The sequence below is a fragment of the Nitrospirota bacterium genome, from assembly GCA_040757335.1.
Classification (GTDB): Bacteria; Nitrospirota; Nitrospiria; order 2-01-FULL-66-17; family 2-01-FULL-66-17; genus JBFLXB01.
Genome location: JBFLXB010000024.1, coordinates 38,062 through 54,541, shown reverse-complemented (window position 1 = coordinate 54,541; position 16,480 = coordinate 38,062). Strand labels below are relative to the sequence as shown.

The window sequence follows — 16,480 nt, the reverse complement described above, 5'->3', positions numbered from 1 at the left end:
GGTCAACGGGCATGGCATTCGACACCGTGTCAGATGCCATACCCGTTGACCCGCCCCCTTGCGACGCGGACCAGACCATGACGGGGTGCGCTTGGTGGAGCCCTCTGTCAGGGAAGAGTGAGGAGACGGCTCACGGGTTCATGAACATGTTCATGAACTATCGTGGATTTCCGTCTGCGTGAGCCCGACTTTCATGAACATGTTCATGAAACTTCCTCTCCGATCGGATTTTTGGGGCCTGTTTTCATGAAAAATTTCATGAAACCTGTTCAGGAAGCCCGCCACGGACAGCTCTGGATCGACGCCTGCGCGAGGTCTTTCACCCGCTCGAGGAGCGCCTCAGGCGCGTTGTGGTACCGCACGTACTCCTCGAGGCCGACCGCCTCCCCGGCTCGCAGGCGTTGCCGGATTTCCAGATACGTCCGCCAGGTCACGGAGCTCGTCGTGGCGGAGCCGTTCTGACCGGGAGAACCACTCCGCCAGCGTTTCCAGGCTGCGGAGGACACACTTGGCGCCGTCCGGGGCGTTAGGTTGAACCGCGCTCCGATTCGTCCCTTGCCGTAGTTCCCGGAGAAGACCTTCCGGGGTGAGCCCTCGGAGAAAAACGTCACGCCCCGGCGCTCGTAGTCCGCTTCGACCTCGGCGAGCAGTTTGGGCAGGAAAATCGTTACCAAGTTTGGCGGACGGTTCGACTCAGCGACCGGTACGTAGACACGGCGTCCGGCAAAGCCGCGCTGGGTCAACACGTCGATGACGTCCTGCGACAGCTTCGATGTCCTCATGGTCTTAGCCCCCTGTGCAAGGATTCCGACCCACGCTTCCCCCTGAACCATAAGTGCAAAACCCCTCTCCCACCCGGAGGTCCTCTCGTGCAATCCGTTGTGGCCCAATCAATGGGCATGGACTCGGCCGTCTTGGCTGCTTCGAGCGTACCAAGGCGTCGCACCAGCCTCTCAATCCCTCGGAGGAGGACGTGCGAATGGACGTGGTAGCTGGGTTACTGGCGATGGATCGGTGCTTGCGGTCGGTGACGTTCCAGGGTGGGGATCGGGTCCACGATGGCGAAGGCCGAACCGGGACCGTGCTGGCCGGACGGCTCGGGATCGATGGCGAACTGGTCGAAAACGAGTTCCAGGTCCGCTGGGACGACGGTGAGGTGAGTTGGCTCGCGAAAAGGAGGCTGTCGTGGGTGTTGGAAGTCCAGGAGATCGAACCGTGTGCGTCAGCGATGAGCTCCTCGATCGCTCAGGCGATCTCTACCAGAAGTACGCGTTCCAGATGACGTTCGAGGCATTCCTCGAGATGGTCCTCGCACGGTTGGAGGAGCGGTACGGACCATCGCGGAGCTGCCAGACTGGCCGGCTGGGCGTGGCCCTCACCGATGCGCCGGACACCGCGGCTCCCGAAAAACGAGCGCCAGATGACGTGGAGAAGGCGTCCGCCTTCTAATCCTAACCAAGAGGAGGATTGGTCATGGACTACTGTCGAATCACCATGCTCGGCCGGCTGACGCAGGACCCGGAGGTCCGATACACGCCCTCGGGAACCGCCGTGGCGAGTTTCAGCGTGGCGGTCAATCGCAAGTACCGCAAAGCGGAGAGCGAAGAACTTATCGAGGCCGTGACCTTCGTGTCTGTCCGCTCCTTCGGCAAGCCGGGCGAGCACGCGGGCCAGTACCTGTACAAGGGACGGCAGGTCCTGGTCGATGGCGAACTGCGGCGGGACGAGTGGACGGACAAAGAGAACGGAGAGAAACGCCAGCGGCTGTACGTGGCGGCACAGCGGATCATCTATCTGGGGAAGGGCAACGGCAATGGAGGCGGAAAGGCGTCGCCGGAGAGTTCGGAGGATGTGGACGACGCGGACGTGCCGTTCTGAGTGCGGCAGTCGCGCTCGTTTTGACCGGAGGCCGCCTGCCGTGCTAGGTTGTAACACATCGCCCGGCCGAGCGTACAGCACCCGCCGGGCGTGGCGCACCGTCCGAGGAGGCGACACCATGCCGATCGACTGGAAAGAGCATATCGAGAGCACGCCGGATGTGCTCCGGGGCAAGCCCCGCATCAAAGGCACGCGCATTCCGGTCAGTTTGATTTTAGGCTATTTAGCCGCTGGGCAGACGGCGGAGGAGATTATCCGGGAATTTCCCGACCTGACGACGCAGCACATCGCGGCGTGCCTGGATTATGCGCGCGACCTCGCCGAATTCGAAGTCGTCGCCTCATGAGTGTGAGGTTCCTGGCGGATCACTGCGTCTCCAACTACATCATGCAGACATTGCGGGATGCGGGGCATGACGTGCACCGGCTCAAAGATCATGTCCCTGCAGACTCTCCGGATCCCCTCGTCATCGCCACGGCCGTGCGGCTGGACGCGATCCTGGTCTCGCTCAATGGCGACTTTTCCGACATCGTGACCTACCCGCCCGAGCGCTACCACGGCATCCTGGCGATCCAGGTCCACAACCATCCGGAGACGATCCCAAAGATCATGGCGCGTGTGATGGCCTATGTGGCGAGCCACCCTGACATGTCGCACTACAAGGGCAAGCTCCTGCTGGCCGAGCCGCACCGCATCCGAATCCGAATGTAGACGTTTCCAGCCGGCGACTCGGCCGTCGTCATCCGCTGGGCTGATCCGAACCACCTCGTCGTTCCGCTCCCATACCGGCCGCTGTCCCAGGAATCCTGAGGCAGCGGCCGACGCATTGTTGGTCCCGTTCTAACCCCGAAAAACGATCTCCAAGTCCGTGCGGCAGGGGCACCGGCCCCTGGACCCCACCCCATCAGCGCAGCCAGGAGGACGTCGACGGTGGCCGATAGAGCGGCCACGCTGTCGTGCCAGATTCTTGATGGTCCTGGCCGAGACCGAAGGATTTGGTGCGGAGCCCGCTCGCTAGGATGGCGGTGATCAAGAGAGGAAGTGTTTTCACGTCGATCACCAGGAAATGGGCCGAGTCATGATCGGCCTCTCCCGCCTCGGGCTGATCGGTGGGATCACGGGTGCCGGAACGCTCGTCTCGATCACGTTTCGGGCAAAGGCTCATGGGGTAGGAAGGTTTGCCGTCCAACAAGCGGAGTTTCAGGATACCGTGTTGGAGGTGATTCCAGTTCAGGTCACGTCGGCTGAAATGAGTGTTTTATTTCTGATTGAGCGGTCGGGGGACGAACGGCTCTGACCGCGTTTTTAGGCGGTGATAGGGACGTTGTTTAAAGATTGAAAAGTGGTGGAAAGAGAAGGGTGGGCGCAGGCGAGCAATTTCGCCAACCCATTCAGCGTAAACCATGGTGGATCAACGGAAGTTGGTAGCAGGGTGGTAACAAATACCGACAGGAATTGGTCCGGGCGGCCTCTCTCAAAAGGAACGGCCCAAGCATCTCAGCTGACCTCCCTGGGCTGGTACGTGGAGCGGCGTAGCGGGCTGGGTTTCGGCAGTTTTCCAGTAGCCCTTGAGTTCGCTCGTGGCCAGTACACCCGTTTGCTTTTGCTCATCGACTTGGATATGCTGGACCCACGCTGCGGTCGGCGGCGAAAAAGGAGGTGAACAAGCGATGAAGCAGTCGATGATAGTGGCGGGGATGGTGTTGTTGATCTGGGGCGGCGTGGCTGCGGCGGGTATGGACGACATCACGGGCGAAGTCACGAAGATGGAAGGCGAGATGGTCACTGTCAAAATGGGCGATGGGTCGATGAAGACGATCCACGTTGATCCGAAGGGCACCAAGAAAGAGGGTGAGGTCAAGGTCGGTGCACACGTTACAGCCAATGTAACGCCAAGCAGCCACGCGAACTGGATCAAAGTCATGAAGGGCGACGGCATGATGAAGGATGGCATGAAAAAGGATGAAATGATGAAGGATGGTATGAAGAAGGATGAAATGAAGGGCGACGGGATGATGAAACAGGACGGGATGAGCAAATAAGGCGCGATATCGTTTGGCGATGTGGCGCCTCCTGGAACCAGGAGGCGCCACATCCGTTTTGCCGCGGCCGTCATCGCGCTGACTTCGGTCCCACGATCGCCTCGGAGTTTCGGCCGAAGTGTTCCACTCGCGCAGTTGCCCATTCGTCCTCAAGTTCAAAACTCACGTTCAAGCGCGTGCTGTTGCTAGCAAGTGCTGTTGTTAGCAAGTGCTTGACAAAGTGTTTCGGTCGTAGTAAGGAATAACCTCTTTGTGTCACCTTGTCTGGGATGACACGCATGTTTCCCACGAATCTTCGACGTTCACGATCGGCTAACTCAAATCGATGGCTCCATCGGCACACGGCAATCGAAAGACAACGTATCGCGCTCAACCAGAGCATGACCGCCGCCGCAAGAGTGATCTTCCTCACGGCCTGCGCGTGACCACCGGCGCAGTATCTCGAGTTCATCTGAGATACATTCTCGTCCGGTGACGGCCTCTTAAGAGGCCTCTTCCGAGAGAAAGAAGGTTATTGGGTGTCGACTCAGGCCGCCGCTCGACGCATCGTCATCATCGGAGGAGGATTCTCGGGCGTCTATACCGCCATGGCGCTCGACCGGTTGTGGCGCCGGCACCGCCGAGGGGAACGGGTGGAGATCGCCCTGATCAATCGGGAGAACTATTTTGTGTTTCAACCCATGCTCCCGGAGGTGATTTCCGGCAGCGTGGGTCTCACCCACGTGGTGATCCCGATCAGGAAGCTGTGCCCGCGGGTGACCCTCTATACCCGTGAGGTCCAAAGCATCAACCTCGATGAAAAAATCATCGTCACCAGCCCCGGGGTTCGCCCCAAGCCGACATCCATCCGCTACGACTACCTCGTTCTGGCGCCCGGGACCACCACCGACTTTTCCGGATCGCCTGGTTTTCAGGAGTATGCCTTTCCCTTCAAGAACCTCGGCGATGCCCTGGCCCTTCGTAATCATCTGCTCCACACCCTGGAGGAGGCCGCGATCGAGGAAGACCCTTGCCTGCGGCAGCAGCTGTTGACCTACATCGTGGTGGGAGGGGGGTTTTCTGGGGTGGAGGTGGCGGCCGCCATGAACGATTTTCTCCGGGAGGCTGGCCGCAGCTACACACACCTGAGGCCCCAGGACATTCGGGTGGTGTTGATCGACAAGGGGGCCCGGATCCTCGAAGAAATGAGCGAGGGATTGGCCGCCTACGCCGAGCGGCTCTTGCGGCGTCGCGGGGTCGAGCTTCAGCTGAACCGCCGAGCCAAGGGGGCTACCGCTGAAGGAGTGTTTCTCACCGACGGGAGCAAGATCCCGGCCCGTACCCTGGTGTCGACGGTGCCCCCCGGGGTCCATCCGTTGATCATGGGATTGCCGATCGAAAAGGACAAGCGGGGCCGGGTGATGGTGGACGAATTCCTCGAGGTTAGAGGCCAACCCGGGGTCTGGGCGTTGGGGGACTGTGCCTGGATTCCCGATCGCGTCAAGGGCGGCCGTTCCCCGGCGACGGCTCAATTTGCGGTGCGAGAGGCGGAGTGCGCGGCCCGGAATATTTACGCCGCCATTCACGGCGGTGACAAGGTCCCGTTTGTCTTTTCGGGCTTGGGCAAGCTGGGTTCGCTGGGTCATTACTCCGCGGTGGCGGAGGTGTTCGGGATCAAGTTCTCCGGATTTTTCGCATGGCTGATCTGGAGGGCGGTCTACCTCATGAAGCTCCCCGGCCTCGAACGAAAACTGCGCGTGGGGCTGGACTGGGCGCTCGACCTCCTCATGCCGCCGGATATCGTTCAGCTCAAGGTCCAACCCTCCCAAAGTTTCGCCACCGAGCGGTTCGAGGCGGGCGAGACGATCGTCCGGCAGGGCGAGCTTGGGGATCGGATGTATCTCATCACCGACGGCGAGGTGGACGTGTTCAAAGAAGACGACCAGGGACAGGAGGCCCGATTGGCGACCCTAGGGCCCGGCGAATATTTCGGCGAAATGGCCCTGCTGTGGCAGCAGTCGCGATCGGCGACGGTGCGCGGCCGCACCAATGGGAGCCTCGTCAGCGTCCGGCGGGGAGACTTCGCCGCGTTGCTCTCGTATTTTCCGGAACTGTCCCAGCGTTTCGAGCGGCTCGCCCAGCAGCGGAGGGAGCTCTCACGCGCGGGTTCCCCACCAGAGAGAGGACACCAATGACCTCACCACTCCGTTCCCAATACCAAACCGTGTCATCGTTGTTGGGGGTCGTGCTCGTATGTTTCTTGCTGGCCATTCCGGTCGCGGCGACGGCCCACGAAAGCTGGGTCTTGACTCCGCAAGAGATGGCCGAGTGGAACGCCAAGCCGCCGCCCGAAATCTTTACCCAGCTCAGCGCCACCAACATCGCCATGTTCACCTTCACCGCCCTCTTCCTGGTGGGGTGGATTCTGCTCAACTACACCGGTGCGCGGGAGCTGTTCCCTGACCTTCAGGTTCGGCTGGCCTCGTACGGCGGGTATACGTCGCTGGCCCTGCGGATCGCACTCTTCGTGATGTTGGGGATGGGGGCGTTCGGGCTGGGTCCCCGGCACGGCACGGGTTTGTTGGAGGCGCCCACCTTGGCGGCGCCGGACCTCGAACTCCGGCTCTTGGGGCCTAATTTCGGATGGATCGCCTGGATCGAGGCGGCCATCGCGTTCAGCATGCTCTTGGGGGTGTATGTTCGCGCCGCGGCGGCGGCGCTCTTGGTCCTGGGTCTCTTGGGTCTTGGATACTTCGGCCAGGAGATGCTCGCGTACATCGGGTTGGTGGGGGGGGCGGCGGTGTACCTCCTCTTGCAGGGAGCGGGTTCGTATGCGATCCCGATGCCGTCGATTCCCGGAACCACAAAGATCGCGGCGTGGCTCGCGGACCAACCCCGCGGAAGGGCCCAGTGGCTTTTGCGCATGATGGCCGGCATCAACCTCGCCTACCTCGGGTGGGAGTACAAGTATCACCAACCCAATCTCATGATGGGCATCATTGAGCTGCACCACGTGCCGACCCTGGGGCTCGATCCGGGCACGTTCGTGCTTTGGATGGCCCTAGTCGAGACGCTGGCGGGCCTCCTCATCATGGCCGGCGTGCTGATGCGCCCGCTTTCCGTCGTCCTGTTCTGCGCCTTTGTCTTTTTCAGCGCCATCCTGGGTGAGAGCGTCTTTGCGCACATCATCTTTTACGGCCTCCTGGTGTCGTTCATCACCAATGGCGCCGGCCGATGGCGCCGGCCGGTCGCCACCGACAAACCCGCGCGGGTCGTCATCTTGGGGGGCGGGTTCGCCGGGGTCCATTGCGCGATGCGATTGGAGCGTCTCCTCGGGGAGTTCACCAACGTCACACTTACCCTGGTCCATCGCGAAAGCTATTTTCTCTTTCAGCCGCTCCTCCCGGAGGTGGTGGGGGGGGCTGTCCAAGCGGGGAATATCGTCAATCCGATCCGTCGGCTCTGTCCGCGTTCGCGGTTTCTCCAAGGGGAAGTCGTCGCGATCGATCACTCGGGCAAAGCGGTGCGGGTCACGCTGGTGTCGGGGGAGCCCGTCGCGCTGAACTATGATCAATTGATCGTCGCCCTCGACGCCGAGGCGAATTTTGCCGGGATACCTGGCCTCCTCGAACACGCGCTGCCCATGATGACGATTGGGGATGGGCTCTTTCTTCGCCAGCAGGTGTTGGAACGATTGGAACAGGCCGAGACCATCGAGGATCCGGCCAAGCGCCGAGCCTTGCTGGTTTTCGGCGTGGTGGGCGGTGGGCTCCGCGGTTCCGCGACCGCCGCCGAGATTCGCGAGCTGATCAACTGCGCGCTGGTCTCGTATCCACGAATCGATCGCCGTGAACCGCGGGTCCTGCTCTTCGAAGCGAGCGAGCGGCTCATCCCGCAATTCGATGCCGCGATCGGGGCGGCCGCCCAGCGGCGGCTGGAGAAAATCGGGGTCGAGGTCTTCACGGGGACGAAGGTGACGGCGGTAACGCCCGAGGAGGTGGTGGTGGCGTCGGGCCGACGGATTCCTTGCCGCTTAGTGGTGGGCGCGTTGACGACCAGACCCCGAGTCGTGGTCGCGCTCCCCGGCGCGAGTCCCGATGGCCGGGTGCCGGTCGACGAATTTTTGCGCGGTCGGGACCTCAGGGATGTGACGGTGATCGGCGAGTGCGCACGGACACCACAGCCGGCTCCCTTCTTGGCGCGACGAGAAATCAGGATGGGGCGCCTGGCCGCCTACAATGCCCTGGCGACGCTCCGGGGGTACCCACTCTTTCGGTGGTCCGAGCGGAGGCCCTTGCTGTATGCGGCCGCCTTGGGCCGCTACGCCACGGTCGGGCGTTTCCTCGGGCTTCGTCTAGCCGGGCTCCCGGCTTGGTTCCTGTCGCGCTTACTGTGTCTGCTCACCCTCCCGGGTCTGGAACGAAACGTCCGGGTCCTACTCGACTGGATCCTCGACATTCCGTTTCGCAATGACATCGTGGTGCTGGCCCCGCAGCGGACCCAAAAACTCAGCCGGGCTCACTACGAGGTCGGCGACGAGATCGTGCGGGAAGGCGAACGCGGGGACTGCGCCTACCTGTTGGTCGCGGGCGAGGTGGAGGTGCTTCGGCAGACCAACGGACGACCCGAACACATCGCGAAACTGCAGTCCGGGGACTGTTTTGGAGAAATCGCCTTGCTCGCCGACACTCCGCGGACCGCAACCGTCAAGTGTCTGACGCCGGTGGACGTGGTGGTGCTCCCCCGCGATCAATTCCTGACCCTGGCCGAGGGGTACCGCGATCTGGGGAGCGCCCTTAAAGCGAGGATGGCGGGGCGGATATCGGAGGTCAAACGTCCGGTGACGGTGGAGGCGACGACGGACCTGAGCTGATCGCGGCGGATCGAATGAAGAGCGGGGTTGTCTAAGCGTGGGTGAGCGCCAAATGAACGGAGTCCAAGATGTGGGTGCACGCAGGAGAGGAGGCTTAATGACCAGATCTTGTGTCGCAACTGCGGTGGCTGTGGTGTTCAGCGTGTCTCTACAAACCGCCCCGGGATGGAGCCAGGAGCCCCCTGAAGGTACAGAAGCCGTTGAGGCGACTGAAGAAACGACCGCCGATACCGAGCGCATCCGGCAGCTTGAAGAAGAGCTGGCCAAGGTGCGGGAGGAACAGGGACGACTCCGGCAGGCCGTCCAAGAGATCCAAAAGGACGAGCAGGCGGCGCCTCCGCCCGCCCAGGAGCCCCAGAAATCGCCGGTCAAAGTCGGCGCAAGCGTCACCGTGCGCTACGACAGTACCGAGTTGGAGGACCAGACCGACCTGTTGCTGGAGGATGGCGAGATCGAGGGGCTTCGCACCCGCGTCCGCCTTTCGGTGGAATACAGCCCGCACCAGCGGGTCGCCGCGGGCGTCCGGATCAGCACCGGAGAAAATCCCAACCCCACCTCTCCCTTCATCCGCCTGGGCGACGCCTTCCGCTCCAAGTCGTTCAATCTCGACCAGGCCTATATCGTGGTCAGACCTCTCCCGGCTTTTGACCCGCTCTCCGTGACGCTCGGGAAGATGCCCCTGCCGTTCTGGCGCGGTGACCGTGGCTCCTGGCGCTCCGAACTCGTTTGGGACGACGACGTCAATCCGGAGGGCGCCATCTTTCAGATCACCATCCCTGGCGGGTCTTCCTTGCTACAGATCGAGAATACGGCGGGATACTTCATCGTCAACGAGGTCACCGACGATCGATTCGCGGGTTTGACCGGAGATACCACCCTCTTGGCCGATCAGCTGCGCCTCCGGGTCAACGCCGAGGCCATTGGGGCCACGCTGGCCGCCGCTATCTATGACTACAACGATTTGAACGCCGGACTGCGTGCGCCGAATTTTACGCCCGGGTCGGGCGGTTTTGTGGCGCCGGGGACGAGCGCGCTGCTCGTTCGTGAAGGCCTGCAGCGGACCAATAATCGCGTGAACTTCGGCCCGGGGGCGGATGGGTTCCCCGACGACCGGTTCACGCCGGTGAATTTGACGGCCCAGGTTCACATCGGCCTTCCGTTTACCGGTCTAGCGCCCGAAGTGTTTGTGTTGGGGGATTATGTGCAGAACCTGAGCGTCGGCCAAGATGACGAGGGGTACGGCATCACCGCCGGCCTGCGCGGCGGAGGGCAGGGGAGCGTAGGCGCGTTCAACCTCTGGTACACCTATCGCGACGTCGATGCCGACGCCACCCTGTCCACGTTTACCGACTCGGACCTCGGCGGGGGAACCGCCTATAAAGGCTACGAGGTGGGGGCGAATTATCGCTTCCAGCCCGATCTCATCCTCCAAGCCGTGTATTTGGATTTCGAAGGCTTTCCCCGGAAGGACAATGGGGTCACTCGGTGGTTTGTCGACCTGGTGAGGACGTTTTGACGGACGGGATCGGGTGCGAATCGAACTCACACAATCGGCTGACGATATCTGACGCGGAGGAAGCATGAAACGTGTACGCGATGTGTTTTCGAGCGGGCTGTGGTTACTGGGTGGACTTCTTTTTACCTTTGCTTTAGTGCGCTGCGACGCCGGCGGAAACCTGACCGAGACCGTCGGCGTTGCGGATGACCGGGATCTCTCCGGGATCGCGGGGCCCGCGGATACCTCCAAGCTCGCGCCGGTCGAACGGGTTCCCCGTGCGACCTTCGCGACGGACAACACCGTCGAGGCGCTCGCCTATCCTAGTGTGAGCGGGGAGGAACGGTCCGTGTTTCAGAAGGCGCTTACCTTCTTTATCACCGATCGGACGGAGGAGAACGGCGTGGGTCCGGTGTTCAACCAGAACATCTGTCTGGGTTGTCACCGGAGCGCGGAACAGCTCGATTTCGCGACGGACGACCCGACGCTCTCCAACTCCGGTGCGCCCCTTCGGACCAAGCCGACCCCTCCTTCCCGCGCGGCCCGCTCCGGGGTGACGGATCACTCGCTGATTACGAAAGCGACCGCCAACAACAGCAATCCGGCCCGCCCGGGCAAGCACGATCCGGAGCATCCCCCCACAGCCGCCTTCACCCTGTTTGGGGATTTCTTCCCGGCGGCCGGCGCGTTCAATCCCCTAGCCGAATTCGGAGGGCCGATCCAGCACGTCCGGGCCACGGGGGACTGCGAGCCCGACGTCATCCCCCCGGAATCGATCGATCCGTTCCTTCAGGGAGGGATCAACCCGACCACGGGGCTCAGCGCGCTCGGCGGCCGAAGGGCGATCGGGGAACGAGCGGCGCCGCCGTACATCGGGCGCGGGCTCATGGAAGCGATCTACGCGGGGGATATCGCGGCCAACGACGACCCGAGCGACGTCCAGGGGCATAACTCGACCCTTGGTGCCCCCTCGGTCACCAATCCGGAGTGCGTCGGCGACTGCATCTCCGGGCGACACAACGAAAATCGCGCCGACATCGCCTTCACGGGAGGGGACCCGGTCATTCGCGTGTCCCGGTTCGGTCTGCGGGCGGCGGGGCCGACGCTCTTCCAGTTCATGATCGGGGGGACCCAGGGAGAGATCGGGGTCACCAGTCCCTTTGCGCCGATCGAGCAGAACAACAACCAGAACGTCGGCCGCAACTGCGACAAGGCGGCTGATCCGGAGCTGACGGCCGAGGAGGTGCTGAATCTCCGCTCGCTGATCCGCATGATCTCGCTTCCGGATCTGGATCCGTGCCTGCTCTTCGGCAATGACGGCGTCAACTGCACCGACGCCGCAAAGGCCACGAGCATCGAGACCGGAGCCGATCTCTTCGGGGTCGACCTCGCCGCCTTTCGGAGCCGGCTCAGATCGGACCTGACGCCGACCGGGGACGATCACGGGATCAATCAGACCGATCGGAAGGTCAACTGCGTCGGCTGCCATATTCCGATCATGAGGACGGGGGAGTCACCGGCCGCGGTGGGGGGACGCCATCTCTCGAATAAGTGGTTCCCGATTTTCTCGGATCTTCTCCTTCATGACATGGGGCAAATTCCGCAGGGCAAGTCGAACCCGGTTCCTCCGCCGCCCTTCTCGCTTCAGGCGGGCACCGTGGAGATCCAGCGCAACCTGGCTGATTTCTCCATTCCCGGCCAGGGGCTGGCGTTCGGGACCGAATGGCGGACCCCGCCCCTGATGGGGATCGGCGTGATCGGCCCTCCCTTCCTGCACGATGCTCGAGTCTTTCTCTCGAGTTTTTCTCGGGGGGGAGTCCGGGCGAGAACGGTGGAGTCCAGCAGCGATGGAGGAACGAATGTGCCGTTGGTGGTGGACAGCTTCGACGCGGCGTTGGAGGCAGCGATCGAACTGCACGACTTGCCGCCGTCGGGAGCCGGGTGCCCGACGCCGACCTATTCGGGCGCGGTGGCTGCCGACGTCTGCCCGGCGGCGGCCAGCGCGAACCGGGGCGAAGCGCGAAACGTGATGGTCCGGTGGCGCGCGTTGACCCAGGCGCAGCAGCAGGACGTGGTCAACTTCCTGAAGGCGCTGTAAGAGAGGGCGCGGATGCCTCGGGATCTGGCGATTGGGAATGGGTCGCTGCTGGTGAACTTCGACGGCGCCTACTGCGTGCGGGATTTTTATTTCCCGCGCGTGGGGCGCGACAATAACACGGTGGGCCATCCCAGTCGGGTGGGCATCTGGGTGAACGGCCGGTTCTCGTGGTTTCACGACCCGGGGTGGGAGCGGAAGATGACCTACCTCCCCGATACGCTGGTCACCGACGTCCACCTGAGCCACCGCGATCTCGGGCTCTCGCTCCACTGCCACGACTGGGTCGACTCCGAACGAACCATCTTCCTGCGGTCGATCGCGGTGACCAATCACTGGGATCACCCCCGAGACGTCCGCTTGCTCTTCTCGCAGGATTTTCACATTGGAGAGACCGAGAGCGGAGACACCGCCTATTACGAGCCCGTCAACGACGTGCTGATTCATTACAAGGGCAAGCGCTATTTTCTGGTCAACGGGCGAAGCGAGGACGGGAAGGGAATCTACCAGTATGCCATCGGGACGAAGGAAAACGGTGGCGCGGAGGGGACCTGGCGGGACGCCGAGGATGGCGAGCTCGGCATGAACCCGATCGCTCAGGGCTCGGTGGATTCGACCGTCAGCCTTCGCCAGACGATTCCGGCCGGGGAGACGGTGCGGTTCCGGTTTTGGATCGCGGCCGAGCAGGGTTATTTCGAAGTCAAAGAACTCAATACGTGGGTGCTCCAGCAAGATCCGGCGTCGCTCTTGCGTTCCACCGAGACCCATTGGCGGATCTGGGTGACCAAACGCCCGGAGGAACTCTACGACCTCTCCGACCGGGCGCGGGAGCTCTACCGCAGGAGTCTGTTGATCATCCGCACCCAAATCGACAACGGGGGCGCCATCCTGGCCGCCAACGACGGCGATTCGTCGATGTTCAACCGGGATACCTACAGTTACATGTGGCCCCGCGACGGCGCTCTGGTGGCCCACGCGCTCGATCTGGCCGGGCACCACGATCTGACCGCGAAGTTCTTCGAGTTCTGCGCGGGCCTCATGCCCAAGCCCACCTATTATCCCGAGGGCTACCTGCTCCACAAGTACAACCCCGACGGCTCGCTCGGCAGCTCCTGGCATCCCTGGATCCGCGGGGGGGTGCCCAAGCTGCCGATCCAGGAAGATGAGACCGCGCTCGTGCTCTGGGCGCTGTGGTCGCATTACGAGCTGTCCGGAGACCGAGCCTTCGCGAAATCGATGTATGACCGGATGATCCGTCCGGCGTCGAAGTTCATGCTGACCTACCGGCACGGGGGGACCGGTTTGCCGCTGGAATCCTACGATCTGTGGGAGGAACGGTACGGGGTGCTGACCTTCACCACCGCGGCGGTCTGCGCCGGCCTCGAAGCGGGAACGCGGTTCGCCGCCCTGTTCGGCGACGCGGAGCTCGAGAAACAGTGTGCCGAGGGCGCGCAGCGGATGAAGGCGGCCGCGCTCACGCACCTCTACCGGCCGGATCTGGGCCGATTCGCCCGAATGATCACCTTCACGTCCGGCGATGAGTATTCGGTGGATCCGACGATCGACAGTAGCCTCTACGGGGTCTTTGCGTTCGGCGTCCTTCCGGCCGATCAGGCGGAAGTGGTCGATACCATGCGGGCCATCGAACAGCGCCTCTGGATTCAGACCGAGGTGGGCGGGGTGGCCCGGTATGAAAACGATTATTACCATCAGAAGAGCGGCGATATCGGTCGCGTGGCGGGCAACCCCTGGCCAATCTGCACGTTGTGGCTCGCGCTGTGGTTCATCGAGACCGCCAAGACGAGGGATGATTTACGACGGCCGAAGGACATTCTGGAGTGGGTGGCCAACCACGCCCTGCCCAGCGGCGTGTTGGCCGAACAGCTTCATCCCTATAGCGGGGAGCCGGTTTCGATCTCGCCGCTGACCTGGAGCCACGCCGCGTACGTCGAAACCGCCCTGATCTATGCCAGCAGGTACCGGTCGTTCGAGGCTCCGAAGGGACGGGCCAAGAGCGGCGGGCGTCGAAAGGGGAAACAACCATGAACCAAACAGGGGATCTCGAGCGGCAATCCGTCAACACCATTCGAACGCTGGCGATGGACGCGGTGCAGGCGGCCAACTCGGGCCACCCCGGCACCGCGATGGGCTTGGCACCGGTGGTGTACTGTCTCTGGAATCGGTTTTTGCGGTTCGACCCGGACGATCCGATCTGGCCCAACCGCGATCGCTTCGTGCTGTCGATCGGCCACGCCTCGATGCTGCTCTACTCGATCCTTCATCTGTGCGGGGTCAAGGCGGTCAACGGCAAGTACGAGCGACTCGGCGAGCTGTCGGTGCCGCTGGATGACATCAAGCGATTTCGCCAGCTCGAGAGCAAGTGCCCCGGCCACCCCGAGTACCGCTGGACCTCCGGCATCGAGACCACCACCGGTCCGCTCGGGCAGGGGGTGGCGACCAGCGTCGGGATGGCCACGGCCCAGCGGTGGATGGCTCGCTACTTCAACCGTCCGGGCTTCGAGATGTTCGACTACGACGTGTACGCCTTGTGCGGCGACGGCTGCATGATGGAGGGGGTATCAAGCGAGGCGGCGTCGCTCGCCGGCCACCTCAAGCTCGCCAACCTCTGCTGGATCTACGACAACAACAAGATCACGATCGAAGGCCACACCCAGTGGGCGTTCAGCGAAGACGTGGCCACCCGCTTCATCGGCTACGGTTGGAACGTCACGCGCGTGGGCGACGCCAACGATCTCGCCATGCTCGAACGGGCGTTCACCACCTTCAAGAACACGCCCGACCGGCCAACGCTGATCATCGTCGACAGCCACATCGCGTTCGGGTCGCCCAATAAGCAGGACACGCACGCCGCCCACGGCGAGCCCTTGGGCGAGGAAGAGATTCGACTGACCAAGCGCAATTACGGGTGGCCCGAGGACGCGAAGTTCCTGGTGCCCGATGGGGTGCGGGAGCATTTCCGGGACGGGGTTGGGACACGCGGGCGTAAGCTGCGCGAGGCGTGGATGGCCCTGTTCAAGGAGTACTCGGTCGCGAACCCGCAGCTGGCCGACCAGCTCGACAAGATGCAACACCGGCGGCTTCCCGACGGCTGGGACCAGGAGATCGCGCCGTTTCCGGCGGACGCGAAGGGGGTGGCGGGGCGCGACGCGTCGGCCAAGGTCCTCAATGCCGTCGCCAAACGCGTGCCATGGTTGGTCGGGGGATCCGCCGATCTGGCCCCCTCGACCAAGACCCGGCTGACGTTCGACGGGGCGGGGGATTTCACGGCCGAGAATCCCGCGGGACGCAACCTGCACTTCGGGATTCGGGAACACGCGATGGGTTCGATCCTCAACGGGCTGTCGCTGTCGAAGATTCGCCCCTACGGGTCGGGATTTCTGATCTTCAGCGACTACTCGCGGCCGGCGATTCGGCTGAGCGCGATCATGGAAATCCCGGTGATCTATATCTTCACGCACGACTCGATCGGGGTGGGCGAAGACGGGCCGACCCACCAGCCGATCGAACAGCTCGCCTCGCTGCGGGCCATCCCCGGCCTGATCACGCTGCGGCCGGCGGACGCCAACGAGGTGGCCGAGGCCTGGCGGGTGATCATGCAATTGCGGCACGAACCGGTCGCACTGATTCTCTCCCGCCAGGCGCTGCCGACCCTGGATCGTTCGGTGTACGCCCCGGCCAAGGGGGTGGAGAAGGGCGCCTACGTGTTGGCGGACGCCGCCGACGGACGACCCGGCGTCTTGCTCCTGGCCAGCGGCAGCGAGGTCTCGCTCTGCGTCGAGGCGTACGAGCAGCTCAAATCCGAAGGGATCAAGGCGCGGGTGGTGAGTATGCCGTCGTGGGAACTCTTCGAACAGCAATCCCAAGATTATCGTGACAGCGTCATTCCTCCTTCGATCACCGCACGGGTCTCGGTGGAGCAGGCGTCCACCTTCGGATGGGCCCGGTACGTGGGGACGACCGGCCAGACGATCGGCATGAAGACCTTCGGGGCGTCGGCCCCGCTGAAAGAACTGGTCAAGAAGTTCGGCTTTACCCCGGACCGGGTCGTCGCGGCGGCCAAGGAGCAGTTGAAACACCACGCGAAAACGTGAGAACGT

14 protein-coding genes are annotated in these 16,480 nt (G+C 63.0%); 13 read left to right on the top strand and 1 reads right to left on the bottom strand.

The window, feature by feature from the left end; translation table 11 throughout:
* Nucleotides 1-269 precede the first annotated feature (269 nt).
* Nucleotides 270-782, bottom strand: a complete 513-nt coding sequence (locus AB1451_12530; protein ID MEW6683730.1) for a hypothetical protein — start codon at nucleotides 780-782, stop codon at nucleotides 270-272.
* 197 nt (nucleotides 783-979) lie between these two features.
* Here AB1451_12530 and AB1451_12525 point away from each other — a divergent pair, with 197 nt between their 5' ends.
* The 13 genes from AB1451_12525 to tkt all read left to right on the top strand — a co-directional run bounded on the left by AB1451_12525 (nucleotide 980) and on the right by tkt (nucleotide 16,474).
* Nucleotides 980-1,282, top strand: coding sequence for a hypothetical protein (locus tag AB1451_12525; GenBank protein ID MEW6683729.1), 303 nt, complete (start codon nucleotides 980-982; stop codon nucleotides 1,280-1,282).
* The gene (locus tag AB1451_12520; protein ID MEW6683728.1) at nucleotides 1,279-1,449 is read left to right on the top strand and encodes a hypothetical protein; all 171 of its coding nucleotides are present in this window, start codon (nucleotides 1,279-1,281) and stop codon (nucleotides 1,447-1,449) included. The genes AB1451_12525 and AB1451_12520 overlap by 4 nt, the downstream gene beginning before the upstream one ends.
* Before the next feature lie 24 nt (nucleotides 1,450-1,473).
* Nucleotides 1,474-1,878 carry a single-stranded DNA-binding protein gene (locus AB1451_12515; GenBank protein MEW6683727.1) on the top strand — a complete coding sequence of 135 codons (405 nt, stop codon included), beginning with the start codon at nucleotides 1,474-1,476 and terminating at the stop codon, nucleotides 1,876-1,878.
* Between the two features lie 118 nt (nucleotides 1,879-1,996).
* Nucleotides 1,997-2,224, top strand: coding sequence for a DUF433 domain-containing protein (locus tag AB1451_12510; protein MEW6683726.1), 228 nt, complete (start codon nucleotides 1,997-1,999; stop codon nucleotides 2,222-2,224).
* Nucleotides 2,221-2,589 carry a DUF5615 family PIN-like protein gene (locus AB1451_12505; protein MEW6683725.1) on the top strand — a complete coding sequence of 123 codons (369 nt, stop codon included), beginning with the start codon at nucleotides 2,221-2,223 and terminating at the stop codon, nucleotides 2,587-2,589. The genes AB1451_12510 and AB1451_12505 overlap by 4 nt, the downstream gene beginning before the upstream one ends.
* Nucleotides 2,590-2,956: 367 nt before the next feature.
* A complete protein-coding gene (locus AB1451_12500; protein ID MEW6683724.1) occupies nucleotides 2,957-3,175 on the top strand; it encodes a hypothetical protein in 219 nt (72 codons plus the stop codon).
* Nucleotides 3,176-3,548: 373 nt separating this feature from the next.
* On the top strand, nucleotides 3,549-3,920 hold the full coding sequence (locus tag AB1451_12495; GenBank protein ID MEW6683723.1) for a hypothetical protein: 372 nt from the start codon (nucleotides 3,549-3,551) through the stop codon (nucleotides 3,918-3,920).
* A 518-nt stretch (nucleotides 3,921-4,438) separates the two neighbouring features.
* Entirely contained in the window at nucleotides 4,439-6,094 is a 1,656-nt protein-coding gene (locus AB1451_12490; GenBank protein MEW6683722.1) for an FAD-dependent oxidoreductase, read from the top strand.
* Nucleotides 6,091-8,772, top strand: a complete 2,682-nt coding sequence (locus AB1451_12485) for an FAD-dependent oxidoreductase (protein MEW6683721.1) — start codon at nucleotides 6,091-6,093, stop codon at nucleotides 8,770-8,772. Before AB1451_12490 ends, AB1451_12485 begins: the two co-directional genes overlap by 4 nt.
* A 97-nt stretch (nucleotides 8,773-8,869) precedes the next feature.
* Entirely contained in the window at nucleotides 8,870-10,288 is a 1,419-nt protein-coding gene (locus AB1451_12480; protein MEW6683720.1) for a putative porin, read from the top strand.
* A 64-nt stretch (nucleotides 10,289-10,352) separates the two neighbouring features.
* Nucleotides 10,353-12,365: a di-heme oxidoredictase family protein gene (locus tag AB1451_12475; protein MEW6683719.1), complete on the top strand. Its 2,013-nt coding sequence runs from the start codon at nucleotides 10,353-10,355 to the stop codon at nucleotides 12,363-12,365.
* Between the two features lie 12 nt (nucleotides 12,366-12,377).
* Nucleotides 12,378-14,408 (top strand): glycoside hydrolase family 15 protein, encoded by a 2,031-nt coding sequence (locus tag AB1451_12470; GenBank protein MEW6683718.1) that lies wholly within the window; start codon nucleotides 12,378-12,380, stop codon nucleotides 14,406-14,408.
* Nucleotides 14,405-16,474 carry a transketolase gene (gene tkt / locus AB1451_12465; GenBank protein ID MEW6683717.1) on the top strand — a complete coding sequence of 690 codons (2,070 nt, stop codon included), beginning with the start codon at nucleotides 14,405-14,407 and terminating at the stop codon, nucleotides 16,472-16,474. Before AB1451_12470 ends, tkt begins: the two co-directional genes overlap by 4 nt.
* The last annotated feature ends 6 nt before the right edge of the window (nucleotides 16,475-16,480 follow it).